The sequence below is a fragment of the Agromyces sp. Y575 genome, assembly GCF_059445445.1.
On sequence record NZ_JCAIUI010000003.1, the window covers coordinates 646,958 to 670,097 of the forward strand.

The following is a 23,140-nucleotide window of genomic DNA, read 5'->3' on the forward strand; positions in this document are numbered from 1 at the left end:
CATTCGGGTGCCATTTTCGGCCCGAATTCGAGGAATTCATGGCCAGTCCTCCTCTGAGGCGACATAATGGTGACACTGCCAGCCCTCCCGGCTTCGCGAACCCGATCGCACCACCCGAAACACCCGACGCCAGTCGACGAGCACGTCCGTGCCCGTCGACTCTGCTGTGCGCCCCGAACGCGCCCTTCGTCATCCCTCGGATTCGCTGATCCAGCCGGGCCAGACCGATGGAGAAACCCGAATGAGCAAGCCCCGCGCCGCAGAGGCGCACGCTGCCCACGGGGATGCCGGTGCGCGCCAGCGCACGACATCCCGGAATCCGCTGCGACGCATCGCCGCGGCGATCACCGCCGTCGTCCTCGGTGCGGGACTCGCCCTCGTCGGCGTGGCGGCGCCCGCGAGCGCGCACACAGGCGACCTCAAGGCAAACGCCGAGTGCAACACCGTCACCGGCGAGTACGACGTGACCTACACCCTGAAGCTGTCGAACGTGTCGAAGGGGAACACGGGCACGACGAAGTGGCGCGTCGGCGACACCGGCTTCGACGGGACGCCGAAGAACGCGAACGGCATGGATCGCGGCCCGATCACGACGACGGGCAACAAGACGATCACGCTCGGCACCGAGCACCTGCCGGGCACGACGAAGACAGGGCCGTGGATCTACGCCTACACGAAGTGGGCCGACGACTTCAGCAAGGGCTCCGACGGTCGTGTCGAGAACCTCAAGGGCGATTGCGGCAAGACGCCCACGGAGATCCCCGTCGAGGGTGCGCCGAGCTTCTCCGACACGTGCGGACCCGACAACGAGAAGCTGACGCTTCCCGAAGACACGAAGAAGATCGACTGGAACTCGGTCGAGGCGAACGGTGTCATCACGGTGACTGCGACGGCGAAGCCGGGCTACGTATTCAAGAAGAACGCGAAGACGTCGTGGACGTTCACGATCAACGACAATCCGTGCATCATCCCGGTCGTCGGTGCACCGTCGTTCGCCGACACGTGCGGTCCCGACAACGAGACGCTGACGGTTCCTGCCGACACCGACACGATCGACTGGAGCTCGGAAGAGGTCGACGGTGTCATCACGGTGACCGCGACCGCGAAGCCGGGCTACACGTTCCCCTACGACACGACCACGACGTGGACCTTCACGGTCAACGACGAGCCGTGCGTGATTCCGGTCGTCGGCGCGCCGTCGTTCGCCGACACGTGCGGTCCCGACAACGAGAAGCTGACGGTTCCTGCCGACACCGACACGATCGACTGGAGCTCGGAAGAGGTCGACGGTGTCATCACGGTGACTGCGACCGCGAAGCCGGGCCACGCCTTCCCCGAGGGCGCGACCACGTCGTGGACCTACACCATCAATGATGAGCCGTGCGTCATCGGGGTCGTCGGGGTGCCGACGTTCGAAGACACCTGCGGTCCCGACAACGAGAAGTTGACGGTTCCGACCGACACCGACACGATCGACTGGAGCTCGGAAGAGGTCGACGGCGAGATCACAGTGACTGCCACGGCGAAGCCCGGCTCGAAGTTCCCCGAGGGCGCGAAGAATGTCTGGACCTTCACGGTCGACGACAGCCCCTGCGTGATCGCCCTCGTCGGCGAGCCGACGTTCGAAGACACCTGCGGTCCTGAGAACGAGAAGCTGGAGGTTCCGACCGACACCGAGACGATCGACTGGAACTCGGAGCGAGTCGACGGTGAGATCACGGTGACGGCCACGGCGCAGCCCGGCTACACCTTCCCCACGAGCGGCCCCTTCACCTGGATCTTCTCGTACTCTGACGCCGACTGCATCGAGCCGAGCCTCAACGGCTCGGTCGCGACCGGCGTCTGCGAGGCGAATGCCCCGTGGATCCTGTTCGACATCGAGCTCATCGACCCCGACGAGCAGTCGACCGGCAACACCGCTTCACTCGTGCTGACCGACGGTACGAACACCGAGACGATCGAGCTCGGCGAGCTCGACGGCGGCACGCTCGATGGCAAGGTGCTGTGGCCCGGCGCCACGGTCGCCGCCGACGGCGTCACGCCGACCGGTTGGCCGGGCTGGGCCCAGGTCGGTAACCAGTGGGTCGAGGTCGACGACAACTTCGCGTGGACCCGAGGCGACATCGACGCGACGATCGTCGTGAACCCCGAGCTCGCCGTGGCGATCTCATACCCGGCAGCCACTCCCGAGTGCGCCGGCCCGAAGGGCTCCGGCGGTGACAGCACACCCGCCGCCTCCGACGGCACCGGGCTTGCGAGCACCGGCTTCGCGGGCACGACGATCGCGATCGTCGCGGGCATCATCGTGGTCGCCGGACTCGCGTTCCTCGTGATCGCGCGAATCCGACGCAAGCGCGCCTGATCAACTGACGCACACTGAGGGGGTCCGGTTCGCCGGGCCCCCTTCGTCGTGTCATGCGCGTTCATCACGAGGGTCGCCGATCCACGGCATCCGTCGTCGGGGCCGGCTCGCGGCATCCGTGGATCACCCGGATCGTGACATCCGTCGCGTCAAACGGGAACGTCGGCGAGCACCCGCTCAGCCGACAACGACTCGCCGCGTTGCTCGACCTCGTGCACGAGCGCGGTGAGCGCCCGGTTGACCGGAGCGTCGAGGCCCGCGATGGATGCCTCGCGCACGACGGCCCCGTTCAAGAAGTCCACCTCGGTCGGCTGCCCGCGGCGCACGCTCTGCTGGGTGGAGCCGAGATTCGGCACCCTGCCCATGCGCACGCGCATGAGCCACGGCAGCACCTGGCCGACCGCGAGCGGCATACGGGCGAAGAGCCGCAACCGCCCGTTGTTGAGCCCCTGCAGGGCGCCGAAGCGCACGTCGCGCGCGATGCCGATGCGCACGGTCTCTCGCATCGAAGCCGTGACGACGCGCCGCAGGCGCCGATCGTCGACGACGTCCTGCACGCTGCGCCCGACGATCGCGGGCACGGCGTTCAGCATGTTGACGACGAGTTTCGTCCATTGCGCGCCGCGGAACCCGCCGATCGCGACAACCGGCACCGCTTCGGAGAGCACGGCCGCGATGCGCGTGCACTCGGCGTCGGCCGGTCCGTCACCGCGCCCGAGGTAGCTCGTCGCCGAGGTGGTGACGCGCACGACGCCGGGCTCGGTGTAGTTGGCGGCGATGATCGACAGCAACCCCATGCAGGAGGAGCGGGGGAGCAGGCGAGTGGCGGTCGCGACCCCGTCGAGGCCGTTCTGCACGACGACGACGGGAACTCCGTCGACGAGGTCGGCGTTGGATTCGATAGCGGCGGCCGCGTCTTGTGCTTTCGTGCACACGAGCACGAGTTCGGGCGCAACCGAGAGTCGCTCACCGGCGGCGACCCGTGCGTGCACGTCGCCGTATCCACCGCTCAGGCTGATGCCGGAGGCGCGGATCGCGTCGAGGCCCGCACCGCGCGCGGTGACCTCCACGTCGTGCCCTGCTCGCGCGAGGAGCGCGGCGAACGTGCCGCCGAGTGCGCCCGCGCCGATGATGCCGATTCTCACCGTCCCAGCGTAGATGGGCGGCATGGGCCGCGTCGCCGGGGGCGCGGCACGGGGGAGCGGCGCGCGGCTGTTAGCCTGTACGGCGTGAACAGCGGCATACTCCTCGTCGACAAGCCGCAGGGAATCACGAGCCACGACGTCGTCTCACGCATGCGTCGCCTCGCCGGCACCCGCAAGATCGGGCACGCGGGCACGCTCGACCCGATGGCCACAGGCCTCCTCGTGCTCGGCGTGAACGGGGCGACGCGCCTCTTGCACTATCTCGTTGGCCTCGAGAAGGAATACCTGGCCACCATCCGCCTCGGTTGGAACACCACGACCGACGACGCCGAGGGCGACCCCCTCGCCGCTGCCGCTCCCGAGGTCATCGCCGCCGTCTCGGAAGAGACGGTCCGCGCGGCCATCGCCCCGCTCACGGGCGACATCGAGCAGGTGCCGAGCGCGGTCAGCGCCGTGAAGGTCGCCGGCAAACGTGCATACCAACGGGTGCGAGACGGCGAGACGGTCGAGCTCGCGGCGCGCCGGGTCACCGTCTCGGCCTTCGAGGTGCTCGCGTTCCGTTCGAGTGACGCATACCTCGACGTCGATGTGCGCGTCGAGTGCTCCTCGGGCACGTACGTGCGGGCGCTCGCCCGCGACCTCGGCGCGACCCTCGGCACGGGCGGGCACCTGACGGCGCTGCGTCGCACGCGCATCGGCCGGTTCGGCGTCGACGAGGCCGGCGAGCTCGACGGCTTCGACGTGGCGAACGCGATGATGAGTCCAGCGGATGCCGCGCGGCGCGCGCTGCCCGTCGTAGCACTGACCGAACAGCAGGCCATCGACCTCGGGCACGGGAAACGTGTCGACATCGCGGCGGTCGACGGGCTCGCGGCATCCGACCCCGCAATCGAACTGCCCGCGGTGCTCGCGGCCATCGATCCCGAAGACCACCTCGTCGCGATCGTCGAGCCTCGCGGCCGGCAGCTGAAGGTCGTCACAGGCTTCCCGCCCGCCGAGTCGCAGGAGGTCGGCGCATGATCGAGTGGTTCACCTGGGTGCTGCTCGCCGTCGCCGTCGCCGCGGGGCTGCTCGGCATCGTCCTGGGTCTGGCCGGGCGCGTGCCGGGCGACCTCACGATCGGCGCGCTCGCCCTCATCGAACTTCTGCTCGTCGCACAACTCGTCGTCGCGATCGCCGCGCCCGCGTTCGGCAACGATCCGACCGGGAGTCTGCTCGAGTTCTACACCTACCTCGTCGGAGCCCTGCTGCTGCCGCCTGCCGCCGCGTTCTGGGCGCTGCTGGAACGCAATCGTTGGTCGACCGTGATTCTCGGCGTCGCTGCGCTCGCGGTCGCGGTCATGGTCTACCGCATGCTGCAGATCTGGACCGTGCAGCAGGCGTGAACACAGGTCTGAGAGAATCGAACGAAATGAGTGACGTGCGCAGTGCCCGGCCCGAGGTGCAACAGAGCCGGCGGATGAGCGGCATCGGGCGCGTGCTCGTGGCCGTCTACGGTGTGCTCGCGCTCGCGGCGATCGGGCGTTCGTTCGTGCAGATCGCGTCGAAGTTCGACGAGGCGCCGCTCGCGTACGCGCTCTCGGCGCTCGCGGCGGTCGTCTACGTCGTGGCGACGGCCGCACTGATCCTGCCGGGAGTCGCGTGGTACCGCGTCGCGTGGGCGACGATCGCGTTCGAGTTCACGGGCGTCATCGTCGTCGGAGCGTTGAGCATCGTCTTGCCCGAACTCTTCCCGCACGACACGGTCTGGTCATGGTTCGGCCGCGGGTACCTGTTCATCCCACTCGTGCTGCCCGTGCTCGGCATGTGGTGGCTCGCCCGGCATCGGCCGACGCGTGGGGCGGATGCCTCGTGAAGACGTTCAAGGGACTGGCCGGGGTGCCCGCCGGCACCGGCCCGTCGGTCGTCACGATCGGCAAGTTCGACGGCGTGCACCAGGGGCATCGTGCCGTGATCGAGCGGGCCCGGCACATCGCCGTCGATCGTGACCTCTCGACGATCGTCGTCACTTTCGATCGCAACCCGCTCGCCCTGCTCGCACCCGAGAAATGCCCCGAGTCGCTCGTCAGCGTGCGCCAGAAACTCGAACTGCTCGCGACAACCGGAGTCGACGCGACTCTGCTGCTGCCGTTCGATCGGGCACTCGCCTCCGTGCCGGCCACGGAGTTCGTCGAGCGCGTGCTCGTCGACGCGCTCGACGCGAAGGCGGTGCTCGTCGGCAGCGACTTCCGCTACGGCGCTCGCGGCGCCGGCGATGTGGCGCTGCTCCAAGAACTCGGTTCGACCTTCGGCTTCACGGTCGACGTCATCGACGACGTTCGCCCCGAGGGCGAGCGGCGGGTCTCGTCGACGTGGATCCGCGAACTGCTCGCCGTGGGCGACGTGCGACGGGCGACCGAACTGCTGGGTCACACACCAACGGTCTCGGGCATCGTCGTGCACGGCGCCGCCCGCGGCCGCGAACTCGGTTTCCCGACTGCGAACCTCACTCCCGAGTCCGAGGGCCTGATCCCGGCCGACGGCGTCTATGCCGGATGGCTGACGGACGCAGGCACGCGCTACCCGGCGGCGATCTCGGTCGGCGACAACCCGACGTTCGAGGGCGTGGCGAAGAAACAGGTCGAGGCGTACGTGCTCGATCGCGAACTCGATCTCTACGACCATGTCGTCGACGTGGAGTTCGTCGATCGCATTCGCGGCATGGTGGCCTTCACGAGCATCGAGGCGTTGATCGACACGATCCGCGACGATGTGGAGCGCACTCGCGGCATCCTCGGCGCCTGAGGCTGAGGCTGAGGCTGAGGGCTGAGGCTCGCCGCGCCTAGACTCGAGGCGATGACTTCGCTCCCGCCCCGACCGCTCTGGGCGGGTCGAACCCTCGCCCTCATCGGCATCGTGCTCGTCGCTTTCAACCTCCGTACGGCGGTGGCGTCGCTGTCACCGATTCTGGCGCAACTCGAGGCCGAGGTGTCGCTCTCTCCCGCCGTCGTGGGGTTCCTCGGCATGCTGCCGCCGCTCTGTTATGCGGTGTTCGGCATCCTGACGCCGATGGTGGCGAAGCGATTCGGGCTCGAGTTGACGCTCATCGCCGCACTCGTCGCCTTGTCGATCGGCCTCGCCGGGCGGGGGCTTGCCGGCTCGGCGCTCTGGCTCGTCGCGGCGAGCACGCTGACGTTCGCCGCGATCGGTGTCGGCAATGTGCTGTTGCCGCCCCTCGTGAAGCGGTACTTCCCCGATCGCATCGGCCTCGTCACGACGATCTACGTGACGGCGATGTCGGTCAGCACCTTCACCCCGCCGCTCATCGCAGTGCCGGTGGCGGATGCCGCGGGGTGGCGCGTCTCGCTCGGCGAGTGGGCGCTCATCGCGGTGATCTCGCTCGTGCCGTGGGTGGCGATGCTGCTGCATCCGAAGCGTCAGGCACTCGAGGCGCTGCCGGAAGAGGCTGACCCCGGTCAGTTGCGCCATGCGCTGCGATCGCCGCTCGCCTGGTCGCTCGCCGTCCTGTTCGCCGTGTCGGGGTTCAACGCCTACGCGGCCTTCGCATGGCTTCCATCGATCCTGCACGACATCGCAGGCGTCTCACCGGCGGAGGCCGGCGCACTGCTCTCGCTCTACGCGGCGATGGGCCTGCCCGCGGGCCTGCTCGTGCCGCTGATAGCGGCCCGGTACGGCAAGGTGCGCCTCCTCACGGCGATCGCCGTCTCGACCCTCGTCGCCGGGTATCTCGGGTTGCTCCTCGTGCCGGGCTGGGTGACCTGGCTCTGGGTGGCACTCGCCGGCACCGGCCCGCTGCTGTTCCCGCTCGCCCTCGTGCTGATCAACCTGCGCACGAGGACGCATTCGGGGGCGGTCGCACTCTCAGGGTTCGTGCAGTCCGCCGGGTATCTCATCGTGGCCGTCGGTCCGCTCCTCGTCGGACTCCTGCACCAGTGGACGGGCGGGTGGAGCTGGCCCCTGCTGTTCCTCCTCGCATCCGCCGTTCCTGCGGCGATCGCGGGTGCGGTCGTCGCCCGTCCGCGCTACTTCGAGGACGAACGCGAGCGCTGACGGGGGCAGGACGCGCGCCATCCGTTGCCCGTCTGCTCATGTGAGCAGCATCGCCTGCGAGTGTTGCCGATGCGCATCCGGCTGCCTACGCTGGGAGGTGAACGTGGCGCGAAGGTGAACGGGACGGAGGCGCATGGACGAGATCGACGAACTGCTCTCGATCAGGGCCGCTGAGCTCTACTACGAGGAGAACAAGACCCAAGACGAGATCGGGCAGGCGTTGCGCCTCACCCGGTGGAAGGTCGGGCGACTTCTCGCCCAGGCGAAGCAGCGCGGGTTCATCCGCATCGAAATCCTGCATCCGCGCGCGCGGCGACTGCCGATCGAACGGCGGCTGCGCGAAGAGCGCGGTCTCGCCGACGCGATCGTCGTTTCGACCGCCGGGGTGACCTCGCCCGAAGAACTGCAGGCACGCACCGCGCAGGCGGCGGCCGATTACCTCACCGCGCTCCGGCCGGTACCCCGCACGCTCGGAGTGAGCTGGGGGCGCACGCTCTTCGAGATCTCGCAGCACTTGCGAAGCGGCTGGGCGACCGGCGTCAACGTCGTGCAGATCAACGGCGGTGTGAGTCTCAACCGCCGGCCAGGCACGGCAGCGGCGACCGCCGTCGGCATCGCCCAGAAGGGCGGCGGCAGCGCCACCCTGCTGCCGAGCCCGGCGATCCTCGAGCGGCTCGAGACGAAAGAGGCCATCGAATCCGACCGCGTCGTCGCGGGCGTGATCGAGCTCGCACGATCGGCCGACGCCTACCTCTTCAGCGCCGGAGCCGCAGACCGCTCATCGGTGCACGTCGAGAGCGGGTACCTCTCGGTACCCGACGTCGACCTCCTCGTGCAGAAGGGTGCCGTCGGCGACGTCGTCGGCCGCTACATCGACTCCGACGGCAACATCGTCGATCCGGCACTCGACGCCCGTACGGTCGGGCTCACGCTCGACGAACTGCGCAGAGCACCACTCGCGATCGCCGTCATCTCGGGGCCCGCCAAGCATGCCGTGGCCGACGCCGTCGTGCGCAGTCGGCTCTGCTCGGTGCTCGTCACCGACGAGGCCACCGCACTCCACCTCCTCGACGGCTGACGCCACTCGGTCGGCCGAACACCAAACGAAAGCCAGGTCATTCCTCATGTCAGGCACCTCCCTCGTCACCGCCCGCGAGCGGGCACTCGCCGTGCTCGGCGGTGAGCCCGACGACGCGACCCTGCGACGCTACCTGCACGGCATCCCGGGTGTCGACGCCGTCGGCCTCGAGCAGCGCGCGGCCGGCCTCGGCACCCGCTCGATCAAGACGAGCTCCAAACAGTGGGCGCTCGACCGCATCATCTCGCTCATCGACCTCACGACCCTCGAGGGTGCCGACACCCCCGGCAAGGTGCGTTCGCTCGTCGCCAAGGCGGTCAACCCCGACCCGGCTGATACCTCGACCCCGCGTGTCGCGGCGGTCTGCGTGTACGGCGACATGGTTCCGCACGCGATCGCTGCCCTCGGCGGCGCCCACGGCGACCCCGATGACGGCTTCGTCTCGGTGGCGGCGGTCGCAACCGCATTCCCGAGCGGTCGTGCTTCGCTCGACATCAAGCTCGCCGATACGGCAGAAGCGGTCGCGGCGGGCGCCGACGAGATCGACATGGTCATCGATCGCGGTGCGTTCCTCGCCGGCCGTTACGGTCTCGTCTTCGACCAGATCGCCTCGGTCAAAGAGGCGTGCCGGCGTGCCGACGGGTCGAGCGCGAGCCTCAAGGTGATCCTCGAGACCGGCGAACTCGTCACGTACGACAACGTGCGCCGCGCCTCGTGGCTCTCGATCCTCGCGGGCGGCGACTTCATCAAGACCTCGACCGGCAAGGTCGCACCCGCGGCGACGCTGCCGGTCACCCTGCTCATGCTCGAGGTCGTGCGCGATTGGCACCTGGCCACAGGCCAGCGCATCGGTGTGAAGCCGGCGGGCGGCATCCGCTCGTCGAAAGACGCCATCAAGTACCTCGTGACGGTCGCCGAGACGGTGGGCGAGGAGTGGCTCCAGCCGCACCTCTTCCGCTTCGGCGCGTCGAGCCTCCTGAACGACGTGTTGCTGCAGCGCCAGAAGAGCGCAACCGGGCACTACTCCGGCGCCGACTACGTGACGATCGACTGACCCTTCGATTGGCCCTGGCGGGCCTCCTCAGGGACCGAATCACACGCGACCACACGCTTCACGAACCGGAGGGTTCCACATCATGAGCTTCCTCGAATACGCACCCGCACCCGAGTCCCGGGCGATCCTCTCGCTTCGCGACAACTACGGCCTCTTCATCGACGGCGAGTTCGTCGACGGCCGCGGCGAACCGTTCCAGACCATCTCGCCGGCGAGCGAAGAGCGCATCGCGATGATCGCCAACGCCAACGCGGCCGATGTCGACACGGCCGTCGCCGCCGCGCGCCGCGCGTACGATCGCACTTGGTCGAAGATGAGCGGTCGTGACCGCGGAAAGTACCTCTTCCGCATCGCCCGCCTCGTGCAGGAGCGGGCCCGTGAGCTCGCCGTCGCCGAGTCGCTCGACAACGGCAAGCCCATCAAGGAGTCGCGCGACGTCGACGTACCCCTCGTCGCAGCATGGTTCTTCTACTACGCGGGTTGGGCCGACAAGCTCGACCACGCGGGCCTCGGCGCGAACCCTCGGTCTCTCGGCGTGGCCGCACAGGTGATTCCGTGGAACTTCCCGCTGCTCATGCTCGCGTGGAAGATCGCCCCCGCGCTCGCCGCGGGCAACACCGTCGTGCTGAAGCCGGCCGAGACGACGCCGCTGTCGGCGCTCATCTTCGCCGAGATCCTGCAGCAGGCCGAGTTGCCCGCCGGTGTCGTGAACATCATCACGGGCGCGGGCGACACGGGTGCCGCGCTCGTCGCACACGAAGGAGTCGACAAGGTCGCGTTCACCGGATCGACCGGCGTCGGCCGCGCCATCGCGAAGCAGATCGCCGGCACCGACAAGAAGGTCACGCTCGAGCTCGGCGGCAAGGCGGCGAACATCGTCTTCGACGACGCCCCCATCGATCAGGCCATCGAGGGCATCGTCAACGGAATCTTCTTCAACCAGGGACACGTCTGCTGCGCGGGCTCGCGCCTGCTCGTGCAGGAGAACATCCACGACGAGGTCGTCGAGCGACTGAAGTTGCGCCTCTCGACGCTGCGCCTCGGCGACCCGCTCGACAAGAACACCGACATCGGCGCCATCAACTCGAAAGAGCAGCTCGAACGAATCCGCACGCTCTCCGACATCGGAGTCGCCGAGGGTGCCGAGCGCTGGACCGCGCCGTGCGACATCCCCGAGAACGGCTTCTGGTTCGCGCCGACGATCTTCACGAACGTGCAGACCTCGAGCCGCATCGCCCGTGAGGAGATCTTCGGCCCCGTGCTCTCAGTACTGACGTTCCGCACCCCGGCCGAGGCGATCGCGAAGGCGAACAACACGCCCTACGGCCTCTCCGCAGGCATCTGGAGCGACAAGGGCAGTCGCATCCTCGCCGTCGCCGACCAGTTGCGCGCCGGCGTCATCTGGGCGAACACCTTCAACCGGTTCGACCCCGCGTCGCCGTTCGGCGGCTACAAGGAGTCGGGTTACGGCCGCGAGGGCGGTCGGCACGGTCTGGCGGCGTATCTGGCACCGGCGCCCATCGGCCAGGCAGCCGTCACCGGCGGTCGAGCGAAGCCGCGTATCGAGACCTCGGGTGCCGCGAAGGGTGATCTCGATACGGCCGCAAAGCGGCCTACTCGATCAACCAAGCCCGCGACGAAGGGATCGAAGCGATGAGCCGCCTCGCCGTGCCGAAGACCTACAAGCTCTACATCGGGGGAGCCTTCCCGCGCAGCGAGTCGGGTCGCACCTACGAGGTGCTCCGGGCCGACGGTGGCTTCCTCGCGAACGCCGCGAAGGCCTCTCGCAAAGACGCCCGCGACGCGATCGTGGCCGCTCGCGCCTCGGTCGGCGGATGGTCGGGCGCCACCGCGTACAACCGCGGGCAGGTGCTCTACCGCATCGCCGAACTCCTCGAGGGTCGACGGGCGCAGTTCATCGCCGAGATCGAGGAGGCCGAGGGGGTCACGCGCGCCGCGGCATCCGCTCAGGTCGACGAAGCGATCGACCGCTGGGTCTGGTACGCGGGCTGGGCCGACAAGTTCGCACAGGTCACGGGCAACGCGAACCCCGTCGCGGGGCCGTACTTCAACATCTCGGTGCCTGAACCGACCGGCGTCGTCGCGGTCATCGTGCCGCAAGACAGCTCGCTGCTCGGCTTCGTCTCGGCCGTCGCACCGGCGCTCGTGGCCGGGAACGCGGTCGTCGCCGTCGCGAGCGAGAGGTTCCCACTGTCGGCGATCAGCCTCGCCGAAGTGCTCGCGACGAGCGACGTGCCGAAGGGAGTCGTCAACGTGCTCACGGGTTCGCCCGCCGAGATCGCACCGTGGCTCGCGAGCCACGCCGACGTCAACGCGATCGACCTCGTCGGTGCCGGCGAACTCGACTGGATCTCGCTCGAGATCGACGCGGCCGACACCTTGAAGCGAGTGCTGCGTCCCGAGTCGGGTCCGGATGCTGCGGCGCCCGCGCTCGCCCGCATCAGCGCGTTCACCGAGACCAAGACGGTCTGGCACACGAAGAGCCTGAAGTAGGCGTGAAGACATGGCCGGTCGCTCTGGAGCTTCGGACGAACGGGGTCGGCTCGTCACCGACCCGTTCGAGTACCGCGTCACGAAACAGGGCGGCGTGATCGTCTCACGCGGAGGCGCGCCCGTGATGACCGTCGGCGGCCGCGATGCGGCACGTCTCGTTGCCGCGCTCCAACTCGCGGACGATGCACAGGCGCAGCACCTGCTCGCCCGGGCGAGCGGCAACTACCGGCGAGGCAACGAACGGGCATGATGCCCGGCCCGGGCGCACCCGGGGCGTGCGCGTACGTGCAGGCGTCGCCGGTGACGGCATGGCGTAACCTCAGGAGGAGGTCGCCGCGTGCGCGGCCGGTGATTCGACGGCGACCTGTTCATCGCGGATTCCTCTGAGCGAATCCGTCGAGTGCACCGCACCGGCGGGAGACAGGACGTCCGCCATGACCACGACCACTCCGGAACTCCTCCGACTCGGAGTGCTGGCGCACTCGAGCAAGCCCGACGAGAAGCGGCTGCCGTTGCATCCGTCGCACCTCGAGCGGATCGATGCCGACCTTCGCGAGAACCTGCTCCTCGAGCACGGGTACGGTGAACGGTTCGGCTTCACGGATGCCCAGCTCGAACCGCTCGTCGCCGGGTTCGGCTCTCGGGGCGACCTCATCGCCCGATCCGATATCGTGCTGCTGCCGAAACCGCAGGCGTCCGACCTCGAGCAGCTGCGCGACGGCCAGGTGCTCTGGGGTTGGCCGCACTGCGTGCAGGACCGTGCCATGACGCAACTCGCGATCGACAAGGGCCTCACGCTCATCGCGTGGGAGGCCATGAACCACTGGACGGCCGGCGGGGGCTTCGGGCTGCACGTGTTCCACAAGAACAACGAACTCGCCGGCTACTGCTCGGTGCTGCACGCCCTGCAGTTGTGCGGTTCTACGGGGGACTACGGCCGTCGCCTGAGCGCCGTCGTCATCGGGTTCGGGGCGACCGCCAGAGGCGCCGTCACCGCGCTGAACGCCCACGGCATCCACGATGTGCGGGTGCTCACCAACCGCGACACCGCTGCGGTGAGTTCGCCGATTCCCTCGGTGGACATCATCCAGTTCGAGCACAACCCCGAAGCGCCGTTCGAGAGCACGGTCAACACTGAAGACGGCCCTGTGCCGCTCGCCCCGTTCCTCGCCGAACGCGACATCGTGGTGAACTGCACGCTGCAGGATCCGAACGCACCGCTCACCTACCTGCGCACGGAAGACCTCGGCGCCTTCCGGCCAGGGAGCCTCATCGTCGACGTCTCGGTCGACGAGGGCATGGGCTTCAGCTGGGCACGCCCCACGTCGTTCGATGACCCCATGTTCACTGTGGGGGAGTCGACGAACTACTACGCCGTCGATCACAGCCCGTCGTACCTCTGGAACTCGGCCACGTGGGAGATCAGCGAAGCCCTCATACCGTTCCTGCGCACAGTCATGGAGGGGCCGGAGTCGTGGGCCGCGTCGGAGACGATCGATCGCGCCACGGAGATCGCCGGCGGCCGCATCCGCAACCCCGCCATTCTCGAGTTCCAGCGGCGATCAGCGGGCCACCCGTACTTCGCGAGCGCGTAGGCCGCGCGTCGCGACCCGCGAACGGGAGGTAACGAAATGGTAACGGGCTTGCTAGAGTGACCTGCACCGATCGCGCAACGGCGCGCGAACGGTGGAAAGGCCCGAACCCGTGTCCCACACTCTCGCCCGACCCCGCGTCGCGCGCCTCACCCTCGCGAGCCTCGCGGTGGCTGTGCTCGCCGGCGTCCTCCTGTTCGTCCAGGTTCCGCCGACCGTGTTCGCCATCGACGTGTTCGGGGCGCTGCGGGAGCCGGGCGAACCGGCCTTCACCGTCGGCCATCGCGGCGACCGCGCCTCGGCTCCCGAGAACACGATGCCCTCGCTCGAACTTGCGATGGACGAGCTCGCCTTCGTCGAGACCGACGTGCAACTCACCGAAGACGGTGTGCCCGTCCTGTTCCACGACACCACGCTCGAACGTGTGACCGGCGATCCGCGCTCCGTCGCAGACCTCGACCTCGACGAGGTCGCTCGTCTCGACGCCGGATCCTGGTACGGACCGGAGTTCTCCGGCACCCGCATCCCGACGCTCGATACCTTCCTCGCTGCGCTCGCCGCGCGCAGCGACGCCAGGGCGCTGATCGAGCTGAAGGCCGATTGGGGCGCCGATGGCGTTCGCGCGGTCACGGGCCTCATCGAGCGATACGGCCTGCGAGGCCGCGTCGTGCTGCAGAGCTTCAGCCTCGAAACGCTCTTCACCCTGCAGCGCGTCGCACCCGCCATCCCGCGGATCATGCTGATCAGGGAGCTTCCTGCCGATCCGGTACCGCTTGCCGAGCGACTCGGCGTCATCGGGTTCGGGACGACCGCGGCATCCGTCACCGCAGTGCCCGAGGCGCTCGTCGCCCTGCACGAGGCGGGCGTGGCGGTGCTCTGCTACACACTGAACAGCCATGAGCACTGGCAGGAGGTGAGTGCCCTCGGGGTCGACGGCATCATCACCGACGAACCGAGCGAGCTCGACGACTGGCTGGCACTCACCGCTCCCGGCACTTGAGTGAGCTCCCGGCACCTGAGTGAAAGTGACATGAAAGCAGCCTGCACGACGATGGCTCTCGACTATCGAGGGCGATCGGAGCAGGCATGGGCGACACGGGGTATCGACGAGCGGGTAGCGGTGAGGCAACGGCGGTCACGCCGCTGTCGAGGGCACGCATGGTGGTGGTCTGCCTCGCGTTGCTGCTCGAGGGCATGAGCTCGTCGGGTATCAACGTGCAGATCGCGGCGATGCGCGACGACATCGGCATCGGGCCCAGTGAGCTGTCTCTTGTGGCGAGCGCCTTCTTGATCGCCTACGCGGGACTCCTGCCAATCGCGGGTTCCCTCGCCGACACACTCGATCGTCGCCGCGTGTTTCTCATCGGCATTGCACTGTTCGGGCTCGGATGCCTCGTCTGCGCGTTCGCGCCCGAGGCCTGGGTGCTCGTGGTCGGCCGGCTCGTACAGGGTGCGGGCGCGGCGCTGAGCGCGCCGGCGGCTCTCGCGCTCATCACCGAGGGACTGCCTGGCGGTGCGGCACGCAACCGGGCGGTCGCGCTCTACGGTGCGATGGGGGCCGTCGGGTTCTCGCTCGGGCTTGTCGTGCCGGGCGTCGTGGTGACCCTCCTCGGCTGGCGAACGAGTTTCCTCGTCTCGATCCCGGTGGTGCTCGCGGTGCTCGCCGCGACCTGGACGATTCGCGCCAGTCGAACCCGTTCGCCTGGGCGGCCCGACGTACCGGGGGCAGTGCTGCTCACAGCCGCCCTCATGATCGGAGTTCATGTCATCGGGGCGATCGGCTCCCTCCCGGTCGGCCTCGTCGCGGTCGAGCTCGTGGTGCTCGGCCTCGTCGTGACCGCTCTCGTGGCTCGTCGGGGTGTGCGCGGGTTCCCGAGCAGTGTCGTGCGCTCTCCGGGCGTGCGTGCTGCGTGCCTCGCGCTCGCCGGGGTGTTCGCCGGGGTGGTCGCGTCGATGTACGTGTTGAGCCTCGGGCTCGTCGAAGTCGGGGCGACCGCGCTCATCGTCGCGCTCGTCATCCTGCCGCAACCGCTCGCCTTCAGCCTGCTGGCCGGCACCGGCGCTCGGCTCGTGACCCGTATCGGCGCTTGGCGAACGCTGGCCATCGGCGTCGCGCTGCTCGTGGCGAGCCTCGTGTGGCTCGGCGCCGTGGGTCTTGCGGCGCCGCCGTGGGTGGGCGTGCTGCCCGCGATGCTCGGCGTGGGGTGTTCGCTCGCCCTGGCGTTCCCGGCCGTGTCGGTCGCGGCGGTCGATGCCGCGCCCGCGGAGGCTCGAGCGACGACGGCCGGACTGTTGACGACCGCGCAGAACATCGGCGGCGCGGTCGGAATCGCCCTCGTCACGACGGCGGGCCTCGTGCCCGGTGCCGGGGAGTCGATCGGCATCGAACCCGCGATGTTCGCCTCATCGCTCTTCGTCGTCGTCGCCGTGGTCGGGGCGACAGGGATCGGCGTCGTGCAACTCCGAAAGGCGCAGGCGCGCGCGGCGGCCCTGCGATGAGCCTCGTCGTCGCCACGGATCTCGACGGCACGATCGCGTTCGGCAATCGGGCGCCTGATCACCTGATCCGCACGATGCTCGCTCGACTCGTGTTCGGCTATGACGCCCGACTCGTGGTGGCGACGGCACGGTCGCCGCGAGTGCTCGGCACCTGGTTCGGTTCGCTCGCCCAGGAGATCAGCGGAGTGTGCTGCAATGGCGCCCTGGTCAACTCGGGTCGGCGCGAGGTGCACCGTGCCGCGCTCGCGCCCGAGGTCGTCCGCGAGGTGACGCTCGCGCTCGGAGCGGAGGACGCCGCCTTCTGTCTCGAGTACGGGGACGGCTTCGTGGAGAGCAGCCCAGGGGCGCTCCCGTGGATGGGGTCCACTGCGCGAAGGGTTGCGCCGTTCGATGGCCTGCAGCTCGGCGGTGTCGTGAAGATCTGCATTGCCGACGGCGCACGATGGGCGCGAGAACTGGTGCAGCTGACCGCGGGCCGCGCCGAGGTGTTTCCGCACATGAGCGGAGACGCCGACGTCGTCGCCCCGGGGACGAACAAGGCGAATGGTCTCGCTCGCCTCCTCACCGAAGGCGATACCGTGCTCGCACTGGGCAACGACCTGAACGACCTCGAACTCCTGCGGTCGGCCGATCGGGCGATCGTCGTCGGTCAGGGCCTACCCGGCATCGAGCGGCTCGAGCACGTGGTCCGGGTTCCGGCCGATACGCGGCGGATCGCCGCGGCACTGATGGCGGAGACGCGCAGCCTCGCACCGTGGATGCCGCGGGCGCGATTGGCGTGACGCGCGTCGGTCACGGCTCGATGGCGCCGAGTGCCCCGGCCTGCAGGCGTTCGCTGATCGCCCGGGCCTCGTCGAGAAGTCGGGCCGCTTCGTCAGGCGCGCGCTTCTCGCGGAGCTCGGCGAGCGCCCGGAGCGAGGACGCAAGTTGCGTGAGTGAGCCACTGCGTCGGCTCGTTTCGACGGCTCTCTCGAACATCCGCTCCGCGTCGTCCGGTGCACCATTGGCGAGCAGCGCGCGGCCGAGCACTTCGGCCGACCACACCTCCATCTCGGTCTCATCGAGGCTTCGCGCGAGCCTGAGCGCCCGCTGGGCGATCGACACGGCCTCCGGCGGCGAGCCGAGCCCGAGCACCGCGCCGGCGAGCGCCCGAAGCCCGAGGCAGCACAGGCGTTCGGAGCCGACCTGCTCGGCGATGTGGAGGGCACGGCGGCTCTCGATCTCTGCAGCCTCGAACGCCTGGAGGGCATTGTGAGCGAGCGCGAGGTTGCCGTGGCTCAGACCCACGCGCGTGAGATCGCCCGCATCTTCGTTGATCAACAACGCCTCCTCGAGCAGCTCGACCGCGCGTGCGGGGTCGCCGAGGAGTCGCTCCATCTCAGCGAGGTTGTTCAGTGCGATCGAAGTGCCCGTGCGGTCGCCGAGTCGTCGGCTCAGTTCGAGTGCACGGACGAGGCGCTGGGCGCCGATGCCGTACTCCACACTTTCGACGTCGAGCGAACCGAGCAGTCGCAGGGCCGTGGCCTGAGCCAGCAGGTCGTCTCGGCGAGTGGCGCGCTCGAGCAGATCTTCGAAGAGGACACGCGCTTCGCTGAGCCATCCCTGCCTCGCGAGGTAGGGCCGGAGCCGGAGGACGATCGCGATCGCCCTGGCATCCGCCTCGGGGCCGGCCGCAGTGACGACGGCGACGATCGCCCCGCGCTCGTCGTTGAGCCACGCCATCGCGGCCTCGGCATCCTCGAACGGCCCGGCACGCGTCGCGAGATCGACCGAGGCGATGGCGGCTTCGTCGGGTTCGGCAGTGTCGCTCGATATCGGCAGCGGGCCCCATCGGGCGGTCAGCGCCGTGGCGGCGTCGGCGCATCCCGCCGCGTAGTAGGCGAGTAGGCGAGCGCGAGCACCGAGCTCGTCTTGCGCACGAGGCTCCGTTTCGGAGAGCTCCCGTGAATACGCCCTCAACAGATCGTGCTGGGTGTGACGTCCGTGATCGTCGACCTCGACGAGATGCACGCGCCGGAGGGAGCGCAGATCGGTGCGTGCCTCGCTCGGGTCGCCGCCGACGAGGGCGACCGCCGCGGCTTCGGGCGCACCCTGTTCGGGCAGGAGCCCGAGCAGTCGGAAGACGCGGCGAATTCTCGAGTCGAGTGCCTCGTACGACCAGGAGAGCACGGTGCGCACGCCGGATCGAGCGTCGTCTCCGGTGTCGAGCCGGTCGAGGTGGTCGCGGTGGGCGTCGAGATCGGCGACCAGTCGAGCGACGCCCTCGCCGCGAGCAGCGGCGATGCGGGCGGCGATCTGCAAGGCGAGCGGGAGGCAGGCGCACTGCGCCGCGAGTCGTTCCGCGTCGCGCTGTGTGACTGGGTCGCTCACGATGGCGCGGATCAGCTCGACCGAGGCGCGAAGGTTGAGCGCGTCGAGTTCCTCGGTGTGCACTCGTGCGTGCACGCCGAGGCCGACGAGCCCTTCACGACTCGTGACCACGACGACCGGGCCGTCGCCGCCCGGCAGCAGGGGCCGCACCTGGTCGACCGATCTCGCGTTGTCGAGCACGATCACCATGCGCCGGTCGTGCACGAGGCTGCGGAAGAGCGCAGCGAGTTCTTCGGCATCGTCTGGGAGGTTCCAGCGATACCCGAGCGCGCGTACGAATCCGGCCAGCACTTCCCCGGCGGAGCGTGGCTGGGTCTCGCTGAAGCCGCGGAGGTCGACGAACAGACTGCCGTCGCCGAAGTGCCGGCGTGCCCTGCGTGCCCATCCGAGTGCGAGCGCCGTCTTCCCGGCGCCGGCCGTGCCCGAGATGACGGCGATCCTGGGCCCGTCGGCGCGGGTCAGGTCATCGAGTCGTTCGAGTTCGGCGTCGCGTCCCACGAGGCTGGCGGCGGCGGGCAGTTGCCGCGGGGCCGGGGTCGGGTCGAGGGCGTCGCCTGAGACGAGGCGACGGTGCAGTTCGTCGATCTCCGCGCCGGGGTCGAGGCCGAGTTCTTCGGCGAGCGTGGAGCGGAGTGAGAAGTATGCGTCGACGGCGTCCGCCTGCCGGCCGCTCCGGGCGAGCGCGGTCATCTGCAGGGCGACGAGTTCTTCGTCGAGCGGGTCTGCGACCACTGCCGCGCCGATCTCGGCGATGAGCCCGGCCGGGTCGTTGTGTTCGAGCTCGGCGTGGAGCACACGGTGCCGCACGGCTCGCTGCGCATCGCGAGCGCGGATCCGCGCAGACTCGAACGGTTCGCCGTCGAACCCGTCGAAGGCGGGTCCACGCACGAGGACGAGGGCGGCGCGGCCGCGGTCGGATGCTGCGAGGCGCTCGAACTCGACCGTGTCGAGTTCGTCGTCGCTTGCGGTGAGCCGGTAGCCATCGGGTTCGCGCACCACCCTGTCGGGGTCGTCGAGCGTCGCGCGCAGGCGGTGCACGAGCAACTGCAGCCGCGCGGCGGTTCCCTCGTCGCCCCAGAGCAGGTCGCGCAGGTGGTCATCGGTCACACGAGCGCCTTCCGCGGCGAGGAGGACCGCCAGCAGCGTGCGCACGCGGGTTCCACCGGGCGTGACGTCGTCGCCGTCGATGCGCACGACGAGCGGGCCGAGCACCTCGAAGCGCATGGTCATCTGGTTCGCCGTCGACACCGCATCGCCGGAGTCTATCGAACCGACCCCTGTTCGGGGGTCAATCGGGAGTGACGGGCGCGATGCCGAGCTCTGCCGCGGCATCGGCGAAGGCGCGGTGCATGTCAGCGGAGAAGAGCACGAAGCGCATGAGCGCCGGCGACGACGCGGAAGCCGCGGCACCGAGGGCCACGCGTGCGGCGTCCGCTGCAGGCCAGCCGTAGACACCGGCTGAGACTGCGGGAAGGGCAACGGAGACTGCGCCGAGTGCGGCGGCGAGCGCAAGCGAGTTGCGGTACGAAGCCGCGAGCAGCAGACGCCGGGCATCGGCCTCCGCACCGGGGCCGGGTCACACCGGACCGACGGTGTGGATGACCCAGCGCGCCGAGAGCTTGCCGGCGCCGGTCGCCACGGCCTCACCGGTCGGCAGGCCGTCGGGCAGGATCGTCTCGCGAAGGCGACGACACTCCTCGAGGATCGCCGGTCCGCCTGCGGCGTGGATCGCCCCGTCGACGCCCCCGCCTCCGAGCAGCGAGGAGTTGGCCGCGTTCACGATCGCATCGACCCGCTGCATGGTGATGTCGCCCGTGACGAGTTCGATTCGCGGCATCCGCTCGCCTACCCCCGATTGTTGGAGAGCTCGAAGATGCGCACGAGTTCGGCCACCGCGGCTTCGCGCTGCTCACCGCCTGCCTCGTACATCTCGGTCACGTGGGTGCGCAGGTGGTTCTCGACGAGGAGCTTGTTGAGCGACCCCAATGACTTCTGCACGGCGAGCGAGAGCGTGATGATGTCGACGCAGTAGTCGTCGTTCTCGATCATCTTCTCGATGCCGCGCAACTGGCCCTCGATGATCTTCGTGCGGTGCAGGGAGCGCTTCTTGATGTCCTCGATCACCTTGACAGGATACCCCGTTTGCGCCAGATACCCCCTAGGGGTACTGTTGGGATTCGAATCGACAGGGAGACACGGATGGCGCTGCAGCACGACACCCGCACGATCGACCTCGGCATCGAGGGCATGACGTGTGCGAGTTGCGTCGCCCGGGTCGAGAATCGGCTCGGCCGACTCGAGGGTGTCGAGGCTGAGGTGAACCTCGCGACCGAGAAGGCACGCGTGCAGTTCCCGGTGACGACCCCGATCGACGAACTCCTCGAGGCGGTGCGCCAGGCGGGCTACACCGCACACCTTCCCGCCGCACCGCCCGCGACCGAGATGGACGAGGCCGAGCTGCACGAGGCCGGCCGGGCAGGGGAGAACCCTGCGGCATCCGACCCGCTGTTCACGCGTCTCGTGATCTCGGCCGTGCTGACCGTGCCGGTCATCGTGCTCGCAATGGTGCCGGCACTGCAGTTCACGTACTGGCAGTGGTTCTCCCTCGTGCTGACCGCGCCGGTCGTGGTGTGGGGCGGCTGGCCGTTCCATCGCGCTGCCGCCGTGAATCTGCGGCACGGCGCCCTCACGATGGACACTCTCGTCTCGCTCGGCACCCTCACCGCGTTCGCCTGGTCGGTCTGGGCGCTCTTCTTCGGCCACGCCGGCATGCCGGGCATGACCCACGAATGGACCTTCGGGGTGCGAGGCGCGCCGGGCGGCGACATCTACCTCGAGGTCGCGGCCGGCGTCATCACGATCCTGCTGCTCGGGCGGGTGCTCGAAGCGCGCTCGAAGCGCCGCGCGGGCCAGTCGCTGCGCACCCTCCTCGAGCTCGCCCCGCGTGAAGTGTCGGTGCTCCGGCAGAGTGGCTCCGCCGAGCACGAAGAACGGATCCCGATCGTCGCACTTCGCCCCGGAGACCGTTTCGTCGTGCGCCCAGGCGAGCGGATCGCAGCCGACGGCACGGTCGTGCGCGGTGAGGCCGGAGTCGACGAGAGCATGCTGACCGGCGAGCCCGCCCCCGCCGATGTGCAGCCGGGGAGCGCCGTGACGGCAGCGACCATCGTGCACGGCGGCAGCCTCGTCGTCGAGGCGGTACGTGTCGGTGCCGACACGCGGCTCGCGCAGATCGCCAAGCTCGTCGAAGACGCCCAGCTCGGCAAATCCCGCGCGCAGCGGCTCGCCGATCGCATCTCCGGGGTGTTCGTGCCGATCGTCATCGCGCTCGCCGTGGCGACGGCGATCGTGTGGGTCGCCACAGGCAGCCCCGTCGAGCAGGCCATCACCGCGGCCGTCGCCGTGCTCGTCATCGCCTGCCCGTGCGCCCTCGGTCTCGCCACCCCCGTCGCGATCCTCGTCGGCACCGGGCGCGGGGCCGAGCGCGGCATCCTCATCACCGGCCCCGAAGCGCTCGACCGCGCGGGCGACGTCGACACGATCCTGCTCGACAAGACCGGCACCCTGACCACCGGGCGCATGAGTCTCACCCGGGTCACCGGCGCAGGCGGCGTCGACCCCACGGCAGCGCTCGGCGTCGCGGCTGCGCTCGAACAGGGCTCGGAGCATCCGATCGCGCAAGCCGTCGTCACCGGCGCGGATGCCTCGGGCTCCGCTCATCGGACAGTCGCGGTGGCCGGGTTCCGTGCGCACGCCGGACTCGGGGTCACGGGCATCGTCGACGGCTCGGAGGCGGCTGCCGGTCGTCCGGCATTCCTCGTCGGGCTCGGCTTCCGCATGCCCGCCGAGCTCGAAGCACGCGCGACCGAATCCGACGACACCCTCGTCGCCGTGGGCTGGGCGGGTGAGGTGCGGGCACTCCTCGAGGTCGGCGACCGCGTGCGCGACGGCGCCCGCGAGGCGATCGATCGGCTCCGCGCACAGGGCCTGCGTCCGGTGCTCGTCACTGGCGATGCCGATCGACCTGCGGCGCGCGTTGCCGAAGTACTCGGCATCGAGGAGGTGCACGCCGGGGTGAGCCCGGAGGGAAAGCTCGAGATCGTGCGGAGCGCCCAGGCCGCGGGGAGCCGGGTCGCGATGGTCGGCGACGGAGTGAACGACGCCGCGGCGCTCGCGGCAGCCGACCTCGGCATCGCGATGGGCGGGGGCACGGATGCCGCGGCGTCGGCGAGCGACCTGGCGCTCACGCGAGACGAGCCGGGCGCGATCGCGGACGCGATCTCACTCGCGCGGGCGACCCTCCGCACGATCCGGGGCAACCTGTTCTGGGCGTTCGCGTACAACGTCGCCGCGATCCCGCTCGCTGCGGCCGGCTTCCTGAACCCGATGATCGCGGGGGCCGCAATGGCATTCTCGAGCGTGTTCGTCGTGCTCAACAGCCTGCGGCTCCGGCGGGCGTGAGTGGGTCGGCGGCCG

At 69.4% G+C, this 23,140-nt stretch carries 19 protein-coding genes and 1 pseudogene; 16 read left to right on the top strand and 4 right to left on the bottom strand.

Annotated elements, in window-relative coordinates:
• Positions 1-241 precede the first annotated feature (241 nt).
• Positions 242-2,362: a hypothetical protein gene (locus AC1C2U_RS15100; protein WP_495362579.1), complete on the top strand. Its 2,121-nt coding sequence runs from the start codon at positions 242-244 to the stop codon at positions 2,360-2,362.
• A 149-nt stretch (positions 2,363-2,511) separates the two neighbouring features.
• Here the strand turns inward: AC1C2U_RS15100 and AC1C2U_RS15105 are convergent, their stop codons facing one another.
• Entirely contained in the window at positions 2,512-3,507 is a 996-nt protein-coding gene (locus AC1C2U_RS15105) for a ketopantoate reductase family protein (protein WP_495362580.1), read from the bottom strand.
• Positions 3,508-3,591: 84 nt separating this feature from the next.
• On the opposite strand from AC1C2U_RS15105, the gene truB reads away from it, so the two are divergent.
• The 14 genes from truB to AC1C2U_RS15175 all read left to right on the top strand — a co-directional run bounded on the left by truB (position 3,592) and on the right by AC1C2U_RS15175 (position 17,076).
• Positions 3,592-4,527, top strand: coding sequence for a tRNA pseudouridine(55) synthase TruB (gene truB, locus AC1C2U_RS15110; protein WP_495362581.1), 936 nt, complete (start codon positions 3,592-3,594; stop codon positions 4,525-4,527).
• Positions 4,524-4,892 (top strand): hypothetical protein, encoded by a 369-nt coding sequence (locus AC1C2U_RS15115; RefSeq protein ID WP_495362582.1) that lies wholly within the window; start codon positions 4,524-4,526, stop codon positions 4,890-4,892. Before truB ends, AC1C2U_RS15115 begins: the two co-directional genes overlap by 4 nt.
• A gap of 26 nt (positions 4,893-4,918) precedes the next feature.
• Positions 4,919-5,362, top strand: coding sequence for a hypothetical protein (locus tag AC1C2U_RS15120; RefSeq protein ID WP_495362583.1), 444 nt, complete (start codon positions 4,919-4,921; stop codon positions 5,360-5,362).
• Positions 5,359-6,291, top strand: coding sequence for a bifunctional riboflavin kinase/FAD synthetase (locus AC1C2U_RS15125; RefSeq protein ID WP_495362584.1), 933 nt, complete (start codon positions 5,359-5,361; stop codon positions 6,289-6,291). Before AC1C2U_RS15120 ends, AC1C2U_RS15125 begins: the two co-directional genes overlap by 4 nt.
• Positions 6,292-6,342: 51 nt before the next feature.
• Positions 6,343-7,557 carry an MFS transporter gene (locus AC1C2U_RS15130; protein WP_495362585.1) on the top strand — a complete coding sequence of 405 codons (1,215 nt, stop codon included), beginning with the start codon at positions 6,343-6,345 and terminating at the stop codon, positions 7,555-7,557.
• A 133-nt stretch (positions 7,558-7,690) separates the two neighbouring features.
• Positions 7,691-8,635 (top strand): sugar-binding transcriptional regulator, encoded by a 945-nt coding sequence (locus AC1C2U_RS15135; RefSeq protein WP_495362586.1) that lies wholly within the window; start codon positions 7,691-7,693, stop codon positions 8,633-8,635.
• A 46-nt stretch (positions 8,636-8,681) separates the two neighbouring features.
• Positions 8,682-9,689 carry a deoxyribose-phosphate aldolase gene (gene deoC / locus AC1C2U_RS15140; protein ID WP_495362587.1) on the top strand — a complete coding sequence of 336 codons (1,008 nt, stop codon included), beginning with the start codon at positions 8,682-8,684 and terminating at the stop codon, positions 9,687-9,689.
• An 82-nt stretch (positions 9,690-9,771) separates the two neighbouring features.
• Positions 9,772-11,346 (top strand): aldehyde dehydrogenase family protein, encoded by a 1,575-nt coding sequence (locus tag AC1C2U_RS15145; protein ID WP_495362588.1) that lies wholly within the window; start codon positions 9,772-9,774, stop codon positions 11,344-11,346.
• On the top strand, positions 11,343-12,203 hold the full coding sequence (locus tag AC1C2U_RS15150; protein WP_495362589.1) for an aldehyde dehydrogenase family protein: 861 nt from the start codon (positions 11,343-11,345) through the stop codon (positions 12,201-12,203). The genes AC1C2U_RS15145 and AC1C2U_RS15150 overlap by 4 nt, the downstream gene beginning before the upstream one ends.
• A 10-nt stretch (positions 12,204-12,213) precedes the next feature.
• Positions 12,214-12,453: a hypothetical protein gene (locus tag AC1C2U_RS15155; RefSeq protein ID WP_495362590.1), complete on the top strand. Its 240-nt coding sequence runs from the start codon at positions 12,214-12,216 to the stop codon at positions 12,451-12,453.
• A gap of 184 nt (positions 12,454-12,637) precedes the next feature.
• Positions 12,638-13,798: a N(5)-(carboxyethyl)ornithine synthase gene (locus tag AC1C2U_RS15160; protein WP_495362591.1), complete on the top strand. Its 1,161-nt coding sequence runs from the start codon at positions 12,638-12,640 to the stop codon at positions 13,796-13,798.
• A gap of 109 nt (positions 13,799-13,907) precedes the next feature.
• Positions 13,908-14,795 (top strand): glycerophosphodiester phosphodiesterase, encoded by an 888-nt coding sequence (locus tag AC1C2U_RS15165; protein ID WP_495362592.1) that lies wholly within the window; start codon positions 13,908-13,910, stop codon positions 14,793-14,795.
• 86 nt (positions 14,796-14,881) lie between these two features.
• Positions 14,882-16,294: an MFS transporter gene (locus AC1C2U_RS15170; protein ID WP_495362593.1), complete on the top strand. Its 1,413-nt coding sequence runs from the start codon at positions 14,882-14,884 to the stop codon at positions 16,292-16,294.
• Entirely contained in the window at positions 16,291-17,076 is a 786-nt protein-coding gene (locus AC1C2U_RS15175; RefSeq protein WP_495362594.1) for an HAD family hydrolase, read from the top strand. The genes AC1C2U_RS15170 and AC1C2U_RS15175 overlap by 4 nt, the downstream gene beginning before the upstream one ends.
• Positions 17,077-17,086: 10 nt before the next feature.
• Here AC1C2U_RS15175 and AC1C2U_RS15180 read toward each other — a convergent pair whose 3' ends face one another.
• The 3 genes and pseudogenes from AC1C2U_RS15180 to AC1C2U_RS15190 form a co-directional block, all read right to left on the bottom strand.
• The gene (locus AC1C2U_RS15180; RefSeq protein WP_495362595.1) at positions 17,087-19,912 is read right to left on the bottom strand and encodes an AfsR/SARP family transcriptional regulator; all 2,826 of its coding nucleotides are present in this window, start codon (positions 19,910-19,912) and stop codon (positions 17,087-17,089) included.
• 40 nt (positions 19,913-19,952) lie between these two features.
• Positions 19,953-20,501 (bottom strand): annotated as a pseudogene (locus AC1C2U_RS15185) (O-acetyl-ADP-ribose deacetylase).
• An 8-nt stretch (positions 20,502-20,509) separates the two neighbouring features.
• On the bottom strand, positions 20,510-20,788 hold the full coding sequence (locus AC1C2U_RS15190) for a metal-sensitive transcriptional regulator (RefSeq protein ID WP_495362596.1): 279 nt from the start codon (positions 20,786-20,788) through the stop codon (positions 20,510-20,512).
• A gap of 75 nt (positions 20,789-20,863) precedes the next feature.
• On the opposite strand from AC1C2U_RS15190, the gene AC1C2U_RS15195 reads away from it, so the two are divergent.
• Complete coding sequence (locus tag AC1C2U_RS15195; protein ID WP_495362597.1) at positions 20,864-23,125, top strand: heavy metal translocating P-type ATPase; 2,262 nt, start codon at positions 20,864-20,866, stop codon at positions 23,123-23,125.
• The last annotated feature ends 15 nt before the right edge of the window (positions 23,126-23,140 follow it).

What these genes read in the sequence shown, in the direction of transcription:
- AC1C2U_RS15130 (WP_495362585.1), top strand. Translation starts at nt 6,343, where the DNA reads ATGACTTCGCTCCCGCCCCGACCGCTCTGGGCGGGTCGAACCCTCGCC.
- AC1C2U_RS15175 (WP_495362594.1), top strand. Translation starts at nt 16,291, where the DNA reads ATGAGCCTCGTCGTCGCCACGGATCTCGACGGCACGATCGCGTTCGGC.
- AC1C2U_RS15150 (WP_495362589.1), top strand. Translation starts at nt 11,343, where the DNA reads ATGAGCCGCCTCGCCGTGCCGAAGACCTACAAGCTCTACATCGGGGGA.
- AC1C2U_RS15115 (WP_495362582.1), top strand. Translation starts at nt 4,524, where the DNA reads ATGATCGAGTGGTTCACCTGGGTGCTGCTCGCCGTCGCCGTCGCCGCG.
- AC1C2U_RS15155 (WP_495362590.1), top strand. Translation starts at nt 12,214, where the DNA reads ATGGCCGGTCGCTCTGGAGCTTCGGACGAACGGGGTCGGCTCGTCACC.
- AC1C2U_RS15135 (WP_495362586.1), top strand. Translation starts at nt 7,691, where the DNA reads ATGGACGAGATCGACGAACTGCTCTCGATCAGGGCCGCTGAGCTCTAC.
- deoC (WP_495362587.1), top strand. Translation starts at nt 8,682, where the DNA reads ATGTCAGGCACCTCCCTCGTCACCGCCCGCGAGCGGGCACTCGCCGTG.
- AC1C2U_RS15100 (WP_495362579.1), top strand. Translation starts at nt 242, where the DNA reads ATGAGCAAGCCCCGCGCCGCAGAGGCGCACGCTGCCCACGGGGATGCC.
- AC1C2U_RS15120 (WP_495362583.1), top strand. Translation starts at nt 4,919, where the DNA reads ATGAGTGACGTGCGCAGTGCCCGGCCCGAGGTGCAACAGAGCCGGCGG.
- AC1C2U_RS15160 (WP_495362591.1), top strand. Translation starts at nt 12,638, where the DNA reads ATGACCACGACCACTCCGGAACTCCTCCGACTCGGAGTGCTGGCGCAC.
- AC1C2U_RS15145 (WP_495362588.1), top strand. Translation starts at nt 9,772, where the DNA reads ATGAGCTTCCTCGAATACGCACCCGCACCCGAGTCCCGGGCGATCCTC.
- AC1C2U_RS15195 (WP_495362597.1), top strand. Translation starts at nt 20,864, where the DNA reads ATGGCGCTGCAGCACGACACCCGCACGATCGACCTCGGCATCGAGGGC.
- AC1C2U_RS15170 (WP_495362593.1), top strand. Translation starts at nt 14,882, where the DNA reads ATGGGCGACACGGGGTATCGACGAGCGGGTAGCGGTGAGGCAACGGCG.